10 protein-coding genes and 1 tRNA gene are annotated in these 15,703 nt (G+C 60.1%); 8 read left to right on the forward strand and 3 right to left on the reverse strand.

Going from position 1 to position 15,703, the window contains the following annotated elements:
- Positions 1-3 precede the first annotated feature (3 nt).
- The gene (locus DXT96_RS00720; protein WP_046800630.1) at positions 4-816 is read left to right on the forward strand and encodes an ABC transporter permease; all 813 of its coding nucleotides are present in this window, start codon (positions 4-6) and stop codon (positions 814-816) included.
- A 312-nt stretch (positions 817-1,128) separates the two neighbouring features.
- On the opposite strand, the gene DXT96_RS00725 is transcribed toward DXT96_RS00720, so the two are convergent.
- A complete protein-coding gene (locus DXT96_RS00725) occupies positions 1,129-2,793 on the reverse strand; it encodes an iron ABC transporter permease (protein WP_194287514.1) in 1,665 nt (554 codons plus the stop codon).
- 75 nt (positions 2,794-2,868) lie between these two features.
- A complete protein-coding gene (locus DXT96_RS00730; protein WP_153513202.1) occupies positions 2,869-6,606 on the reverse strand; it encodes an ATP-binding protein in 3,738 nt (1,245 codons plus the stop codon).
- Between the two features lie 314 nt (positions 6,607-6,920).
- Between DXT96_RS00730 and DXT96_RS00735 the strand changes: the two genes are divergently transcribed.
- From DXT96_RS00735 to DXT96_RS00745, 3 genes are all read left to right on the forward strand, one after another.
- Positions 6,921-6,997 (forward strand) — tRNA-His (locus DXT96_RS00735).
- 227 nt (positions 6,998-7,224) lie between these two features.
- On the forward strand, positions 7,225-8,859 hold the full coding sequence (locus tag DXT96_RS00740) for a Ppx/GppA phosphatase family protein (RefSeq protein ID WP_153513203.1): 1,635 nt from the start codon (positions 7,225-7,227) through the stop codon (positions 8,857-8,859).
- On the forward strand, positions 8,856-9,596 hold the full coding sequence (locus DXT96_RS00745; protein WP_153513204.1) for an RlmE family RNA methyltransferase: 741 nt from the start codon (positions 8,856-8,858) through the stop codon (positions 9,594-9,596). The genes DXT96_RS00740 and DXT96_RS00745 overlap by 4 nt, the downstream gene beginning before the upstream one ends.
- On the opposite strand, the gene DXT96_RS00750 is transcribed toward DXT96_RS00745, so the two are convergent.
- Positions 9,597-10,994, reverse strand: coding sequence for an MDR family MFS transporter (locus DXT96_RS00750; RefSeq protein WP_149898611.1), 1,398 nt, complete (start codon positions 10,992-10,994; stop codon positions 9,597-9,599).
- Between the two features lie 209 nt (positions 10,995-11,203).
- Here DXT96_RS00750 and DXT96_RS00755 point away from each other — a divergent pair, with 209 nt between their 5' ends.
- The 4 genes from DXT96_RS00755 to adhP all read left to right on the forward strand — a co-directional run bounded on the left by DXT96_RS00755 (position 11,204) and on the right by adhP (position 15,586).
- Positions 11,204-12,205 carry an MBL fold metallo-hydrolase gene (locus DXT96_RS00755; RefSeq protein ID WP_194287583.1) on the forward strand — a complete coding sequence of 334 codons (1,002 nt, stop codon included), beginning with the start codon at positions 11,204-11,206 and terminating at the stop codon, positions 12,203-12,205.
- Between the two features lie 180 nt (positions 12,206-12,385).
- Positions 12,386-13,891 carry an IMP dehydrogenase gene (gene guaB / locus DXT96_RS00765; protein ID WP_153513205.1) on the forward strand — a complete coding sequence of 502 codons (1,506 nt, stop codon included), beginning with the start codon at positions 12,386-12,388 and terminating at the stop codon, positions 13,889-13,891.
- Between the two features lie 114 nt (positions 13,892-14,005).
- Positions 14,006-14,407 (forward strand): MAPEG family protein, encoded by a 402-nt coding sequence (locus DXT96_RS00770; RefSeq protein ID WP_174373139.1) that lies wholly within the window; start codon positions 14,006-14,008, stop codon positions 14,405-14,407.
- 150 nt (positions 14,408-14,557) lie between these two features.
- Positions 14,558-15,586, forward strand: a complete 1,029-nt coding sequence (gene adhP / locus DXT96_RS00775) for an alcohol dehydrogenase AdhP (RefSeq protein ID WP_149898614.1) — start codon at positions 14,558-14,560, stop codon at positions 15,584-15,586.
- The last annotated feature ends 117 nt before the right edge of the window (positions 15,587-15,703 follow it).

A 15,703-nucleotide genomic window follows, 5' to 3' on the forward strand; every position in this document is an offset into this window, starting at 1 on the left:
GCCATGAAGCGCGGAAAATTCGACATCACCGTCCTGACGCTCGGTTTTGCCTTTCTCTATATCCCGATCATCATCCTGATCGTTTATTCCTTCAATGCCTCCAAGCTCGTCACCGTCTGGGGTGGCTTTTCGCTGCAATGGTACAGGTCCATGTGGTCGAACCAGGGGTTGATGGATGCGGCCTGGGTGACGCTGCGCGTCGGTATCCTTAGCGCCACCATCGGCACCATCCTCGGAACGCTGGCGGCGCTGTCGCTCACCCGCTTTGCGCGGTTTCCGGGACGTGTGCTGTTTTCCGGCATGATCTATGCGCCGCTTGTCATGCCTGAAGTCATCACCGGCCTGTCGCTGCTGCTGCTGTTCGTCGCCGTCGGGGTGGATCGCGGTTTCTGGACGGTGGTCATCGCCCACACCACCTTCACCATGTGTTATGTGGCAATCGTCGTGCAGTCGCGCCTGCTGACCTTCGACCGCAGCCTCGAGGAAGCAGCGCTCGATCTCGGCTGCCCGCCGGTGAAAACCTTCTTCCGCATCACCCTGCCGCTGATCTTCCCCGCGGTCATCGCCGGTTGGATGCTGGCCTTCACGCTATCGCTCGACGATCTCGTGATCGCCAGCTTCGCCACCGGCCCCGGCGCAACCACGCTGCCGATCAAGATTTACTCGCAGGTACGCCTCGGCGTGACGCCGGAAATCAATGCCATCTGCACGATCCTCATCGGCCTCGTGACGATCGGCGTCATTGTCACCTCCATCACGTCCAAACGCACCGAACTGCAGAGGATGCGGGACGAACACGCCGCCGCCCGCAACTGATTATCGGCTCGGCTCCGATTTCTTCGCGTTACTGTTGAAATCGCAATAAAATTAGAAACCTATAATTTAGTTTTGGAACTCTACGGTCTCAAAATAGGAATTATCGTCGGTGATTGCTCGATTTTGGTTTTAACCGCTTGTTAATAGGAGTTGGCGGAAAGTAAACCTAACGCAGGGTTGTCAAATTTCTGACGACCGGGATTGATAATTTCCATATGGCGAGGTTGTCCCCCTTTCTCTCGTTAAAAAAAGCACAACTAATACAGGCGGCCGAAAGGCCGCCTTTCTTTTTGCCGAGATACCGGGCGCGGCTCAGCTGTTTTCCGGATGATCCATCGATTTCGAGACGAGAAGCACGGGAATAAGCCCGGCAATGATGATGATGATTGCCGGAACGGCGGCATCCTGCACCCTGGAGCGGGATGCATCCTCATAGACCAGCGTGGCGAGCGTGTTGAAACCGAAAGGCCTGAGCAGGATGGTCGCCGGCAGTTCCTTCATGGATTCGATCAGTACGAGCAGAAAAGCAGTCAGCGCCGCCGGCCGCATGTTCGGCAACAGTACCTTGAACAGCGTTTGCAAACGATTGCGTCCAAGCGTCCGCGAGGCCATGTCGATATGCGGCGAGAGCTTCTGGAAACCGGCATCGAGCGTGCCTTCCGCCATAGTCATGAAACGCACGCTATGGGCATAGATGATGGCGAAGGCTGTGCCGGAAAGCAGCAATCCACTTGAAAACCCGAAATGCGAACGAATGAACCCGTCGACCCCATTGTCGAGGCTGGCGAGCGGAATAAGCACGCCGATGGCAAGCACCGTTCCCGGCACGCCATATCCCATGGAGCCAAGGCGGGCCGCGACCTTCGATGTGCGCGAGCGCTCGGTTCGAATGGCGTAGGAAAAGATGAAAGCCGCGATCAGGGTGACGAAAGCGGCGGAGAGCGAGACCTCGAGGCTGTGGCCCAGCGCTTTCAGAAGTTTCGGTGCAAACAGCGCATCCAGCCGCTTGGCGGCATAACCGCCAAGCACGATGACGGGAATGAAAAACCCGCTTGCCACGGGCAGGAAGCAGAACAGGCTCGCACAACAGCGCCGCCAGCCGGTCAACATCTTCAGCCGGTGGCGCTGCGCCATGCTCGTCGCTTTCGGCGCACCGAAACGCTGTTTCTCACGCGCATTGCGTTCGATGAAGATCAGCGCGCCAACGATGATGAGGATGACGGCGGCGATCTGCGTCGCATTGGCGAGATTGCCGCGATTGAGCCAGGTCTCGTAAATGGTGAAGGTCAGCGTCTGGACACCGAGATATTCGACTGCACCGATATCGTTCAGCGTCTCCATCAAGACTAGCGAAAGCCCGATGGCAATCGCCGGCCGCGCCATGGGCAATTGTACGGAAAAGAACACGCTTAGCGGCTTTGCGCCAAGCGTGCGGGCCGCTTCCGCCGCAAACCGGCCCTGCATGGAAAAAGCGGCGCGAGCCGAAAGATAGACATAGGGATAAAGCACCGAACTCAGGACGATCACCGCGCCGCCAAGCGAGCGTATGTCGGGAAACCAGTAATCGCGGATGCTGTGATAGTCGAAGGCGGCGCGAATTGCGCTCTGAACCGGGCCGGTGAAATCGAGGAATTCGCCGAAAGCATAGGCGGCCAGATAGGAGGGAATGGCCAGCGGCAGCACAAGTGCCGCAGACAACAGACGCCGAAGCGGAAATTCGAATGTCGTGACGAGCCAGGCGCAGGCAATACCGAAAAACGCCGTCGTCGCGGCCGTCATCCCCAGCAACATGAACGTGCGAAACCCCGCACGCGGCAGAACGTTGGCGAGAAGATGTTGCCATCCATCGGTACTGCCGGTGAGCGCCAGCCAGAAGATCGCCAGAATCGGCATGGCGGCAATGGCCGCGACGATGACCGCCGCGACAGGCAGTATCGAAACGCGTTTTGTGGCTGGAAGGGAAACCGTCATGGGCATGCGGGCCTGTCTTGCGAAAGCCGTGATCGGCGATCATGATGCCGGTGGCTTTCGCATTGCTACGCCCGCATGGCCTCAGTTGGCAAGAACCCGTTGCGATGGAAAGGTGATTTCCACCAGCGTGCCTTCATTCGGCGTCGAGGTGATGGAGAAATTTGCCCGGTTGGCATCCACCATCGCCTTGGTCAGTGGCAGGCCAAGCCCGGTGCCGTCGCCGCGCACGCGCTTGCTGGATGAGGCCACCTGCCGGAATGGCTTCATGGCCTGTTCCAGCTCCGCCCGCGTCATGCCGATGCCGGTGTCGCGAATGCGCAGCGCCACGCTGCCATTCGCCTCATAGGCGGTGGAAACGACGATCTGGCCGCCCGACGGCGTGAAGCGGATGGCGTTGGACAGGATGTTCAGCACGATCTGCTTGATCGAGCGCAGGTCGGCAACGATCTGTGGCACGGATTGCGACAGTGCGGTGCGGATGATGACACGCTGATTGTTGGCCTGCGGCTGCACCAGCGAGACCGCTTCGGCCACCGTCTCGTTCAACGGCACGGCGATGAAATCCACATCCATCTGCCCCGCCTCGATCTTGGAAATGTCGAGCAGATCATTGACGATGTCGAGCACGTGCCGGCCGGAACGGCCGATATCATTGGAGTATTCCGCATAACGCGGATGACCGATCGGCCCGAACCGCTCGGTCGCCATCATGTCGGCAAAGCCGATAATGGCGTTGAGCGGTGTGCGGATTTCATGGCTGACGCGCGCCAGGAAATCGGTCTTGTGGGCATTGGCGGTTTCCGCTGCCCGCTTGGCGTTGCGAAGTTCTTCCTCCGTGCGCTTCCACTGGGTGATGTCGCGGATGACGGCGCAATAGCCATGCGAGGATTTAAGCCGCCCGATGGTCATGAACAGTGGCAGGAACCCGCCGGATGCTTCGCGGCCGATCACCTCGCGGCCATCATTCAACACACTGGCCACACCGTTATTGGCAAGGCCGGAGAGATAATCCAGCACGGCGCGCTGGCTCTCATGCGCAAACAGGGTGACGAAGGGCTTGCCGGCGATTTCGCCATTGTCATAGTTGAACAGCGCGCTGGCGGAACGGTTGAGCGAGCGGATTTCGCCGCTGTCTCCCAGTAACACCACGCCGTCGGTGGCGGTTTCCAAAATGGAATGCAGTTCCTCGACTTCACCCTGCAGCACGGAAACGCTGCCGGCTTCTGCACCCGCTGTTGCTGCCGTATTTTCGTTGGCTGCTGCAACAGGCGTCTGTTTTTCTTCCAGCGGAATCAGCGACAGCATCAGTGCCTTGGTTTCTTCCCAGCGGATGGACTGTAACCGCGCCTTGACCGGAATGATGTCGTTTTCGGCACTGACCACGACCATGCCGCCCTCATTGTCAGGCATCTCGTCCAGTTCCTGCCGCTGCAGCAGCGCTTCCAGCCCGCCCACATCCTGGAGTTCCTCAAGCGAGGTGTAGCCCGTCAGCCGCAGGAAATCCGGATTGGCGTGGATCAGCCTGTCGCCGGCATGGACAAGAAGCGCTACCGGCATTTGATCCAATGTCTCGGCCGTCAGGACACCGGCGGGGCGAGGGGGAGGGCTAATCATCGCAGCAGCAATATCGGCCGTCGGCTGCAAGTCCGTAGCGGTTTCTTCCTTCTCGCCGGTATCGATTTCATTTGTCGGTGTGGGGGCAGCAGCCGGCCGCTCACCACGAACATAATCGGCGAAGAGGTCGTCCTCCTCCACTATTTCCGTCGCCTTGGCAGGCTCTTGAACGTTCTGCGTTTTGTCCACCGGCATTTCCGGGGCGATATCTTCGCGACTATCCTGCGGAACCGGTTCGGCGGAACGAGCCTCTTCGTCCGCTTTGCGGTTCTCGTCGGCCAGGGTATCGATGGGTGCAAGCGTCCGGCCGATTTCCCGGAAGGCAGCCTGTTCGCCTGCGGTCAAACCCTCGCGTGAGCGCGAACGGCGGTCCTCCAGATGAACGACCTTGTCGGAATAGGACGGCTCGGGCGCTCGAACGGTCGCCGGCACGGGTGCTTCTAATTCCGGCGGGCTGTAATCGTGACGTTGGTCTTCGGCCGAAGCCTCGCCCGTCGTTTCGTCAGCTTCCACCGCCGGGGCCCCGTCTTCGGCCTCGTCATCCTCATCGATAAAAGCCAGCAATTCGCGGCTTTCATCCACGGCATCCAACTGCGGCGAAGCTTCGGTCTGAAAAACATCTTCCGCGTTCAGGAAGGTAAGGCCGGTGGCATGCGGATCTTGCGCGGCGTCGGCAAGCCGCACGATGCCGAAACCCCGGAAACCGTCGAATTCACGCGAGCGGGTATAGGTGGGCAGGGCGGCGAGGTCGATCGGCACCATCAGGGAGGTGCCTTCCACCGGCCAATAGATCGTCTTGCCCGACCACGTGTCGCGACGGCTAAGAAGTTCGCGAATCTTGCCATCCGGATCAAGGTTGAAAAGTGCGGCCACATCGGCAAAGCCCATGCCTTCGACAGCCGCCGCCTTTGCGCCGACAGCTTCTGCGAATTCATGCGAAATCGAGCTGAAGCGCCCCTCGGCATCGATTTTCCAGACGAAACGGGATGCCCGCGCACCGGCATTAAAGACAAAAGCCGGTGCTTCTTCTGCTGCGTCCGTTTCCGCCGGAATATCCTCTTCCGTCGGCACAGCGGCCTGCGCCGTCACGGTTTCGGCGATCTCTTCCGCTGGTACGCTTTCAGCTTCTTCCGACACCTCTTCAGCATGGTCGTGACCGGTGGCACGGTCGATTGCCGGCGCCTCTGCCTCATCCGCATCGAGTTCGAAGAGATCGGCAATATCGTCGGTCATCGCCTCCTGCGCGGCGGCATCGGCATCTTCGACAGGGATATCCAGTGGGGCCTCGGCCTGTTCTTCTGCCGGCAAGGGAAGGGCGTCCAGTTCCTGTTCGGCCACAATCTCGTCTTCGCCATCGGCGTGCAGTTCCGGCACGTCCTCCACATCCTCGATACCGGCAACGGCATCAAGCACGGAATCAAAGGAGGCCGCGGCGGCGACAACAGGTGCGGCCTCCGCGACTGGCAAATCGGGCTGAACGGCAGCCGGGGTTTCCTGCGGCTTGTCTTCGGCAAAGCCATTGACAGGATCGAGTGTGCCAAGCGCGGTCTCGACCACGAACATCAGGTTGAGTTCGGGCGACGTCGTGATCTGGCCGGTCGCCGCCGGCAGATAACCCTTGCCGGTCGGCACGGGGCGCTTGACGAGATGACCGGACTGGCCGGCGGCCATGCGCACCAGCGTCCTTGCCGTGTGCGGCGTAATGCCGAGAGAGGGGAAGCGCGGCGAAGCAGCAACGATCTCGTTGTCGCCATTCAGAACCGCCATATGAATATCGGGGTCGTCAAAACCTTCGATCATGCGCCGGGCGCATTCCGTGGTGTCCGGCGCGGCCTGGTCGGTAAGGGCGGAAAACAGTACTGCTGGCTGGCCCGGTTCTGCTTCAATGATTTCCGCCCTGGCGGTCACGGCAATGCTGCGGAAACCGGCATTGATGCGAATGGTAAACGGCAGGCTGTCGCCCGCCTGGGAAAGCCGCGCCGCCGTCGCCGCCAGCTGCCGGAAGGTCACATCCTGCCGCTTCGGGCCCTGTTCCAGAAAATCGTAGACCATCGGCGTGCCGAACAACGCCGCACCCCGGCCGTTGGCCCAAAGGGCGCTCTGAAGGTCGAGCGAGAACAAAGCCATCGCCTCGCCGCGCCCGAAACCTTCACGCACCCGTTCATGCACTGCTATATCGATAAAGGGATACTGGACGGCGGGCATGTCGAAACCTATTCTGGCACTACCGGACCTTGCGGGCTTTTCAGCCTCCTCATGAAGCTGAAAGGTAAACCCGCTATGGCACCACGTTAACAGAATTTTAAATAACTTCACAGGCCGGCGGGGTCCACCATCCGGCGGATGAATCGCCAAACAGAGTTAACATGAACAGGCCTTGCCTTCGCCCGTTATCCGTCTCGGCGCAATGAAAGCGCTTGCCTTTCGATGCCTTTTTTCGCAAAATTCACTGAGGCACTTGCAAATGGGGGAAACACCTTTTATGTCACCCCCCGTGACGCCGCTTCGGCGTTTCATGTGCGGTTGTAGCTCAGTTGGTTAGAGCGCAGGTTTGTGGCACCTGAGGTCGGTGGTTCGACCCCACTCAACCGTACCATTCCCTTCTCCCGATAAGTTCAAATGCTACAAGGACTTACCGGGAGATGGGAGTATTTTTCTCCCCGCCTGATATCCCGATTTTCAGACATCCCCGGAAATAATCACAGCGATTTCGGCAGTCAGCACCCGCGCTTCCTATCGCATGTGAACCGTTGCCGTTTTCGGTTCGGGAAAAACCATTTGGCTAAAATCTCTTGCGCTGGTATTGTCCACCCAACGAAACCTATGAAAGCCAGCAGCATAGCGTCTTTGCTTGTGCGCGGCGAAATGGACAAGACAGTGATCGACCCCGGAAACGGCCCAAAGCCGTCGGACCAAGGGGCATCGGTGGCGGACAAAGGGAAAGCGAAGCGATCCCGTCGTGGCAAGAAACACAAGCGTGACGGGAAACCCCGTGACACCGCTGTGCTGTCGCATGATGTTGCCGCGGATGTTCCGGCCGGTTCCCCTTACGTGTCGGCTCTCGAGCCGGATGCCGAACCGCGCAAACGAAAGCGCCGGCGGCGTTCTCGCGGCAAAGGCGCGTCCTCCCAGCAGAGTGCGCCTGCATCTGGTGAACAGGCGCAGGTTCCAATTGCAACGGACGCCATAAATCCAACCACTGCACCGCCCGGCGGTGTTCGCAAATCGCGCAACCGCAAGCGGGTTCACCGCGATCCGCGTGGTCGCGATCCGCAGGGGCGCCCGCTGGTTCCCTCTCCGGCACCAAGACATGTCGGCAAGCAGAACGGTCGTGCCAATGGGGCTTCCCATGAGCCACACCGGCAGCAATCAGACATGTCCGCGCGACACACGGGTCGTCAGCACGAGCATGGCCAGGACACGCCGGCAGATATGTATGCGGCGCTCGATCTCGGCACCAATAATTGCCGCCTGCTGATCGCGCAGCCGACAAGGCCCGGCCAGTTCCGGGTCGTTGATGCCTTTTCGCGTATCGTCCGGCTGGGCGAGGGATTGGTATCGACCGGCCGCCTTTCAGACGATGCTATGGATCGCGCGGTGGAGGCCCTCAAGGTCTGTGCCGCGAAACTCGCGGGTCGTCCCATACGGCGCATGCGGCTCATTGCCACCGAAGCTTGCCGCGCGGCAATCAATGGTGAGGAATTTCTGGCGCGTGTCACCCGCGAAACCGGGCTCAGGCTCGAAATCATCAGCCGTGAAACGGAAGCCCGCCTTGCGGTCTCGGGTTGCGCCTCGCTTGTCGGGCGTGAAGCACGCTCCGTGGTGCTGTTCGATATCGGCGGCGGATCGTCGGAAATCGCCGTCATCAAGGTCGGCGAAAACCGCTCGAACCGGCTCGCCAACCACATCACCCACTGGACCTCGCTGCCGGTCGGCGTCGTCACGCTTTCGGAACGCCATGGTGGCCGCGATGTGACGCCTGACGTGTTTGCGGCCATGGTGCGGGAAGTTGAAGGGCTGCTGGATGCCTTCCATTGCCCGCCTCTCGCACCGCTTGTGCATCACGAGGATTTCCATCTGATCGGAACATCCGGCACGGTGACGACGCTTGCGGGTGTTCATCTCGATCTGCCGCGCTATGATCGCCGCAAGGTGGATGGCCTCTGGCTTTCCGATGCAGAGGTAACCGCCATGCAGGACAAGCTGCTGGCATGGGATTTCGCTGGCCGCGCCGCCAATGCCTGCATCGGTCCTGATAGGGCCGATCTGGTTCTGGCGGGCTGCGCCATTCTTGAGGCCATTCGCCGCCGCTGGCCGTCACGCCGCATGCGGGTGGCCGATCGTGGCCTGCGTGAAGGTCTCTTGACGGATATGATGGCGGATGACGGCGCATGGCGGCGCAACCGCATAAGGCGCATGCAGATCGTACGGCAGGACAGAACAGAAGGTTTGACATGAGCAAGGCGCCGACAAGCACCAATCGTACCGGCCGAAAGATCGGCCAGAAGGTCAAGAAGACCAAGCTCAAGGCCTCATCGCGCCGCTGGCTGGAACGTCATATCAACGACCCCTATGTGCAGCGCGCCAAGCTGGAAGGCTATCGCGCCCGTGCCGCCTTCAAGCTTCTGGAAATCAACGACAAGCACCAGATTCTGAAGGGCGCGACGCGCATCATCGACCTTGGCGCCGCACCCGGAAGCTGGTCGCAGATCGCTTCCAAGGTGACGGATTCGACTGAGGATGATATCCGCGTCGCGGCCATCGATTTTCTCGAAATCGATCCGATCCCCGGCGTGAAGATCCTGCAGCTCGACTTCCTCGACCCGACCGCACCGGACCAGCTGATGGAAGCTGTCGGCGGCACGCCCGATCTTGTCTTGTCGGATATGGCGGCGCCAACCACGGGCCACCAGAAGACCGACCACATCCGCACCATGCATCTGTGCGAAGTCGCGGCCGATTTCGCCGTTCAGGTGTTGGCGGAAGGCGGCCATTTCCTGGCCAAGACCTTCCAGGGCGGCACGGAAAAGGCGCTGCTGGACATGCTGAAGAAGAACTTCAAGCAGGTCCTGCACATCAAGCCGGCGTCGTCACGCTCGGAATCGGTCGAGATGTTCCTGCTTGCCAAGCACTTCAAGGGCCGCAGGAACGAGCCCGCTATCGATGCCGAAGCCGGAGAGGCTGCTGAAGACTGATCATTCCGCCGGTTGCGAAACCTTGCCGCGGTGGCCGGAGACGGCCGCACCGGCCTGTGCGTCCATGCGGATGATCGGCACGATGGCGAACAGCGACACCAGCGCCACGATGGTGAAGGCGATGTGGAAATCGGCAAGCTGCAGATGCGTGCCTGACATTGCACTGCTGACTTCCAGAATGGATGCGGCGAAAGCCACACCCAGCGCCAGGCTGATCTGTTGCATCACCGAGGCCATCGAGGTTGCCTGACTGGCCTGGCTGTCTTCGATATCGGAATAGCTGAGTGCGTTCGATCCGGTGAAAAAGAACGACCGGGCAAATCCCGCCGTGACCAGAAAGATCATGATCAGCGGGTAGGGTGTTTCCGGTGTGAAGAAGCTGTTGGCAAGCGTCGTGAACGCGCCGACGACGCCCGCTCCGATCAGCGTTGACCTGAATCCTGTTGCCGCAAACACGCGCTTGGCCATGAATTTCGTGGTGATCGCACCGATTGCGCCGGCAAAGGTGATCATCCCTGATTGGAACGGGTTAAGCCCGAAGCCGATCTGCAGCATCAGCGGCATCAGGAACGGAATGGCGCCCGTCGAAATGCGGAAGATGGTGCCGCCTACGGAGGCCGCCCGGAACGTCGCATTCTGAAAAATGCGGAAATCCAGAATGGGGGCGGGATGGCGCGCGGCATGGCGCACGTAAAGAAAACCGCAGATAAAACCGATGATCGTCGAGGCGATGCCGATGGCGGGCGGCAGTGCCGGCAGGCTGACCACTGACACGCCGAAGACAACGCCGGAGGCGGCGATACCGGACAGAATGAAACCCTTGCCGTCCATCGGCGGCGGATTGGTGGTTTCGATTTCCGGCAGGAAGATGGTCGACAGCCAGATGCCGATAATACCGATGGGCACGTTGATCAGGAAAATCCAGTGCCAGGAAAAATAGGTGGTGATGAAACCGCCGATCGGCGGGCCGGTAAGCGGCCCCACAAGCGCCGGTATCGTCAACAGCGCCATGGCGGAAACGAGTTCGGTCCGTTTCGTCGTTCGAAGCAGAACGAGACGGCCGACGGGTGTCATCATCGCCCCGCCCATGCCCTGCAGGAACCGCGAGAGCACGAACTCGAACACCGACGACGAGACCGCGCAACAGATCGACCCCACCACGAAGACGCCGATGGCGAAACGAAAGATTTTTTTTGCGCCGTATTTGTCGGCCATCCAGCCGCTGATGGGAATGAAGATCGCCAGCGACACCATATAGGCGGTCAGCGCGAGCTTGAGGGTGATCGGGCCGACATTGAGGTCTGCTGCAATCGCCGGAAGCGAGGTGGCGATGACGGTGGAGTCCATCTGCTCCATAAAGAGAGCGACTGCCAGGATGAGGGGGATGATGCGGTTCATGGGGCTGCCTGCGGCTTTCCGCTGCGACAAAGGTGTCTCTCGTTCCTCCTACGCCTGATGGGACCGCTTGCCAACATGTTAATTGTCTATTTCTAACGCTCCGATCAAACCTGCGTGAGGCCGGTTTCCTTGAAACTTTCTCGCTCTATTGTCCGTTGGGTGAGTTCAGTTGGTGATAACGGCCAGTTGGCGAAATCGGAGACAAGATGATGACCCAATCCTTGAGCATGAGCAGACGCGGCCTCATCGGTGCAGCCGGCGCAACCGTCCTCGGTGCGCCGCTGCTGATGGCGCGCACCGCAACCGCCCAGACCAACCAGCCGCAAACCTCCATGGAGATAAAGCACGCCATGTCGCCGGAAACCAACCGCTTCAAGCTCGGCAATTTCGAGGTGCTGGTGGTGAAGGACGGCGCGCGCGCCGCGCCAAACCCTGGTGAGACCTTCGGCACGGATCAGTCGGCGGAGACGGTCGGTAAATTGCTGGAAGATAATTTTCTGCCGAAGGAGCAATTCGTCAATTCCTTTTCGCCGGTTCTCATCAATACCGGCACAGACCTTGTGTTGTTCGATACCGGTTTCGGCGAGGCCGGCCGTGGGGCCGGCAATGGCCGCCTGATCGAGGGCATGGCGGCGGCCGGTTACACGCCGGAGGATGTGACCGTGGTGGTGCTGACCCACATGCACGGCGACCACATCGGCGGACTGATGGAAAAGGGCGCGCCAGCCTTTTCGAAGGCGCGTTACGTGGTCGGCCAGGCGGAATATGATTTCTGGACGGATGAGAAGCGGGTCGGCACGCCTGCCGAGGGTGGGCACAAGGGCGTTATCGCCAACGTCAAGCCGCTTTCGGAAAAGGCGACCTTCATCGGCGACGGCGCCAATGTCGTGTCCGGCATCACCGGCATTGCGGCCTTCGGCCATTCACCGGGCCACATGATCTTCCGGGTCGAATCGGAAGGTAAACAGCTGATCCTGACGGCGGATACGGCAAACCATTTCGTCCTGTCGCTGCAGAGGCCCGATTGGGAAGTGAAATTCGACATGGACAAGGCGGCTGCGGCTGCCACCCGCAAGAAAGTCTATGACATGATCGCCACCGACCGGCTGCCTTTCCTTGGCTATCACATGCCTTTCCCGTCCGTTGGTTACGCGGAAAAGCTGGATACGGGTTATCGTTTCGTGCCGAAGTCCTACCAGTTCGACATCTGATATCTGCTGCAATGCAGCAACAGGGAGAACCCGGAAGTCCATTCCGGGTTTTTTCTATTCCCTTCCTGTCATGAACGTGTTACCAGCCCTCGCCAACTTCCAAGCAATCCTTGCAGGGCGCCGGGGTGAACTTTTCGTTCCGGGACGGCCACGCATTTTTCATTATGAAGGAATTTGGTCATGGCACGCATCATTCAAACACCCACTGGTTTGGACGCTCTCACATTTGACGATGTGTTGCTGCAGCCCGGGCATTCCGAAGTTATGCCGGGACAGACGAATATCGCCACCCGCATTGCCCGCGATATCGATCTCAACCTGCCGATCCTGTCTTCGGCCATGGATACGGTCACGGAAGGCCGTCTTGCCATCGCCATGGCCCAGGCCGGCGGCATCGGCGTCATCCACCGCAACCTCACCCCCATCGAGCAGGCCGAAGAAGTTCGGCAGGTGAAGAAATTCGAAAGCGGCATGGTCGTCAATCCGGTCACGATCGGCCCGGATGCGACGCTTGCAGAAGCGCAGGCTTTGATGAAGGCGCACGGCATTTCCGGCATTCCCGTGGTTGAAAACGGCGGTTCCGGCGGCCACAAGAACGGCCGCCTTGTCGGCATCCTGACCAACCGCGATGTGCGCTTCGCCTCCGATCCGCAGCAGAAGATCTACGAGCTGATGACCCGGGAAAACCTGGTCACGGTCAAGGAAAGCAGCGTCGATCAACAGGAAGCGCGCCGGCTGCTTCATAAGCACCGCATCGAAAAGCTGCTGGTTGTAGACCCCAAGGGCAATTGCGTCGGCCTCATCACCGTCAAGGATATCGAAAAGTCGCAGCTGAACCCCAACGCCACCAAGGATGCGCAGGGCCGCCTTCGCGCCGCCGCCGCCATCAGCGTCGGTGCCGATGCCATCGAGCGCGCCGAGCGCCTCATTGATGCCGGCGTCGACCTTCTGGTCGTTGATACAGCACATGGCCATTCGCAGCGCGTGCTGGACGCCGTCGCGCAGGTCAAGAAGATGTCGAACTCTGTTCGCATCATCGCCGGCAATGTCGCCACCGCCGATGGCACCAAGGCGCTGATCGATGCCGGTGCTGACGCCGTCAAGGTCGGTATCGGTCCCGGTTCCATCTGCACCACCCGCATCGTCGCCGGTGTCGGCGTGCCGCAGCTGGCGGCTGTCATGGCTTCTGTTGAGGCGGCCAACGCTGCCGATATTCCTGTCATCGCCGATGGCGGCATCAAGTTTTCGGGCGATCTGGCCAAGGCGATCGCCGCCGGCGCTTCCGCCGTCATGATCGGCTCGTTGCTCGCCGGCACGGATGAAAGCCCGGGCGAAGTGTTCCTCTATCAGGGCCGTTCCTTCAAGGCCTATCGCGGCATGGGCTCCGTTGGCGCCATGGCCCGCGGTTCGGCAGACCGTTATTTCCAGGCGGAAGTGCGCGATACGCTGAAGCTCGTGCCTGAGGGCATCGAAGGTCAGGTTCCTTACAAGGGTCCGGTCTCCGGCGTCCTGCATCAGCTGGCCGGCGGCCTCAAGGCCGCCATGGGTTATGTCGGCGGCAGCAACATCAAGGAATTCCAGGAGCGCGCCACCTTCGTGCGCATTTCCAGCGCCGGCCTGCGTGAAAGCCACGCCCATGACGTGACGATCACCCGCGAAAGCCCGAACTATCCCGGCGCGGTTTGATCTTTCAAACCGAATCCGTAAAAAGATAGACTGAGTATTTGGCGCTCCCCGATTCCAGCCGGATCGGGGAGCGTTTTCATGATTGGGAGAGAAAGCATGTCACCGACGACCGCAATGTTCTGGCCGATGATCGCCCATGTCTTTCTCGTTTTCGGACTTTACATACTGCTGCTCTACCGGCGTAAAAAATACACCTTCACGGATCGTGAATCGGCCATCCGGCTTCGCGACAAGAGCGAGGAAGCGCGGGAAAGCTATCTGGTAAACCGCAATATCGCCAACCAGTTCGAACTTCCCGTCCTGTTCCACATCGCCTGCCTGCTGCTTTACATCACCGATGCGGACAATATCGTCACCATCGTGCTGGCCTGGTTGTTCGTGCTGTCGCGTTACGCCCATTCTTATGTTCATGTCACCAGCAATCGTCTCCGCCATCGTGGGGCATTGTTCGGCATCGGCTTTGCCCTTCTGGTCTGCCTGTGGGGCTGGCTCGCCATTTGGTTGGCTCTGGAGTGAAACAGCATCGTCAGGTTGCTCCATAAGTGAGACAGTCGACGCCTCCAAAATAAGCCGATTTGCGATGGGTCAATTCCATGACGCCCCATCCCCGTTAATCTCTGCCCCGCCGTCGAGGATTTCAGGCGAGCAGAGATTGAGGAGTATGTCATGACAAAAACAATGAAGGCAGCCGTCGTCCGCGCGTTTGGGAAACCGCTGACCATCGAGGAAGTAGCGATCCCGGATCCCGGTCCCGGTGAAATTCTCATCAATTACAAGGCGACGGGCGTTTGCCACACCGACCTGCACGCCGCAACGGGCGATTGGCCGGTCAAACCCAACCCGCCCTTCATTCCCGGCCATGAAGGTGCCGGCTACGTAGCGAAGATCGGCGCTGGTGTCACCGGCATCAAGGAGGGCGACCGCGCCGGCACGCCGTGGCTTTACACTGCCTGCGGGTGCTGCATCCCCTGCCGCACGGGGTGGGAGACGCTGTGCCCGAGCCAGAAGAATTCAGGCTATTCCGTGAATGGCAGCTTTGCCGAATATGGCCTTGCCGATCCGAAATTCGTCGGCCGCCTGCCTGACAATCTCGATTTCGGCCCGGCCGCACCCGTGCTTTGCGCTGGCGTCACCGTCTATAAGGGTTTGAAGGAAACCGAAGTCAGGCCCGGTGAATGGGTGGTCATATCAGGCATTGGCGGGCTTGGTCACATGGCGGTGCAATATGCCAAGGCCATGGGCATGCATGTCGTTGCCGCCGATATTTTCGATGACAAGCTGGCGCTTGCGAAAAAGCTGGGAGCAGATGTCATCGTTAACGGCCGTGCGCCTGACGCGGTGGAGCAGGTGCAGAAGGCAACCGGTGGCGTCCATGGCGCGCTGGTGACGGCAGTCTCCCCCAAGGCCATGGAGCAGGCCTATGGCTTCCTGCGCTCCAAGGGTACAATGGCGCTTGTCGGCCTGCCGCCGGGCTTCATCTCCATTCCGGTGTTCGACACGGTGCTGAAGCGCATCACGGTGCGTGGCTCCATCGTCGGCACACGGCAGGATCTGGAGGAGGCTCTGACCTTCGCCGGTGAAGGCAAGGTCGCCGCCCACTTCTCCTGGGACAAGCTGGAAAATATCAACGATATCTTCCACCGCATGGAAGAAGGCAAGATCGACGGCCGTATCGTTGTGGACCTCGCCGCCTGAGGCGAATGACAGGGCCTGCGGCGCTCACGCAAAAGTGTGGCGCCGTCGCCGCCCGCTGCGTTCCCCGCAGGGCGATCTGCGTTATCCTGCCCGTCGCATCCGCGTTCAAGGAGGACA

Origin of the sequence: Agrobacterium sp. ICMP 6402, from assembly GCF_009498615.1 — a bacterium.
Taxonomy (GTDB): Bacteria; Pseudomonadota; Alphaproteobacteria; order Rhizobiales; family Rhizobiaceae; genus Agrobacterium; species Agrobacterium burrii.

Coding starts and splice junctions, on each gene's coding strand:
- DXT96_RS00720 (WP_046800630.1), top strand. CDS start 4: ATGAAGCGCGGAAAATTCGACATCACCGTCCTGACGCTCGGTTTTGCC.
- DXT96_RS00725 (WP_194287514.1), bottom strand. CDS start 2,793: ATGCCCATGACGGTTTCCCTTCCAGCCACAAAACGCGTTTCGATACTG.
- DXT96_RS00730 (WP_153513202.1), bottom strand. CDS start 6,606: ATGCCCGCCGTCCAGTATCCCTTTATCGATATAGCAGTGCATGAACGG.
- DXT96_RS00740 (WP_153513203.1), top strand. CDS start 7,225: ATGAAAGCCAGCAGCATAGCGTCTTTGCTTGTGCGCGGCGAAATGGAC.
- DXT96_RS00745 (WP_153513204.1), top strand. CDS start 8,856: ATGAGCAAGGCGCCGACAAGCACCAATCGTACCGGCCGAAAGATCGGC.
- DXT96_RS00750 (WP_149898611.1), bottom strand. CDS start 10,994: ATGAACCGCATCATCCCCCTCATCCTGGCAGTCGCTCTCTTTATGGAG.
- DXT96_RS00755 (WP_194287583.1), top strand. CDS start 11,204: ATGACCCAATCCTTGAGCATGAGCAGACGCGGCCTCATCGGTGCAGCC.
- guaB (WP_153513205.1), top strand. CDS start 12,386: ATGGCACGCATCATTCAAACACCCACTGGTTTGGACGCTCTCACATTT.
- DXT96_RS00770 (WP_174373139.1), top strand. CDS start 14,006: ATGTTCTGGCCGATGATCGCCCATGTCTTTCTCGTTTTCGGACTTTAC.
- adhP (WP_149898614.1), top strand. CDS start 14,558: ATGACAAAAACAATGAAGGCAGCCGTCGTCCGCGCGTTTGGGAAACCG.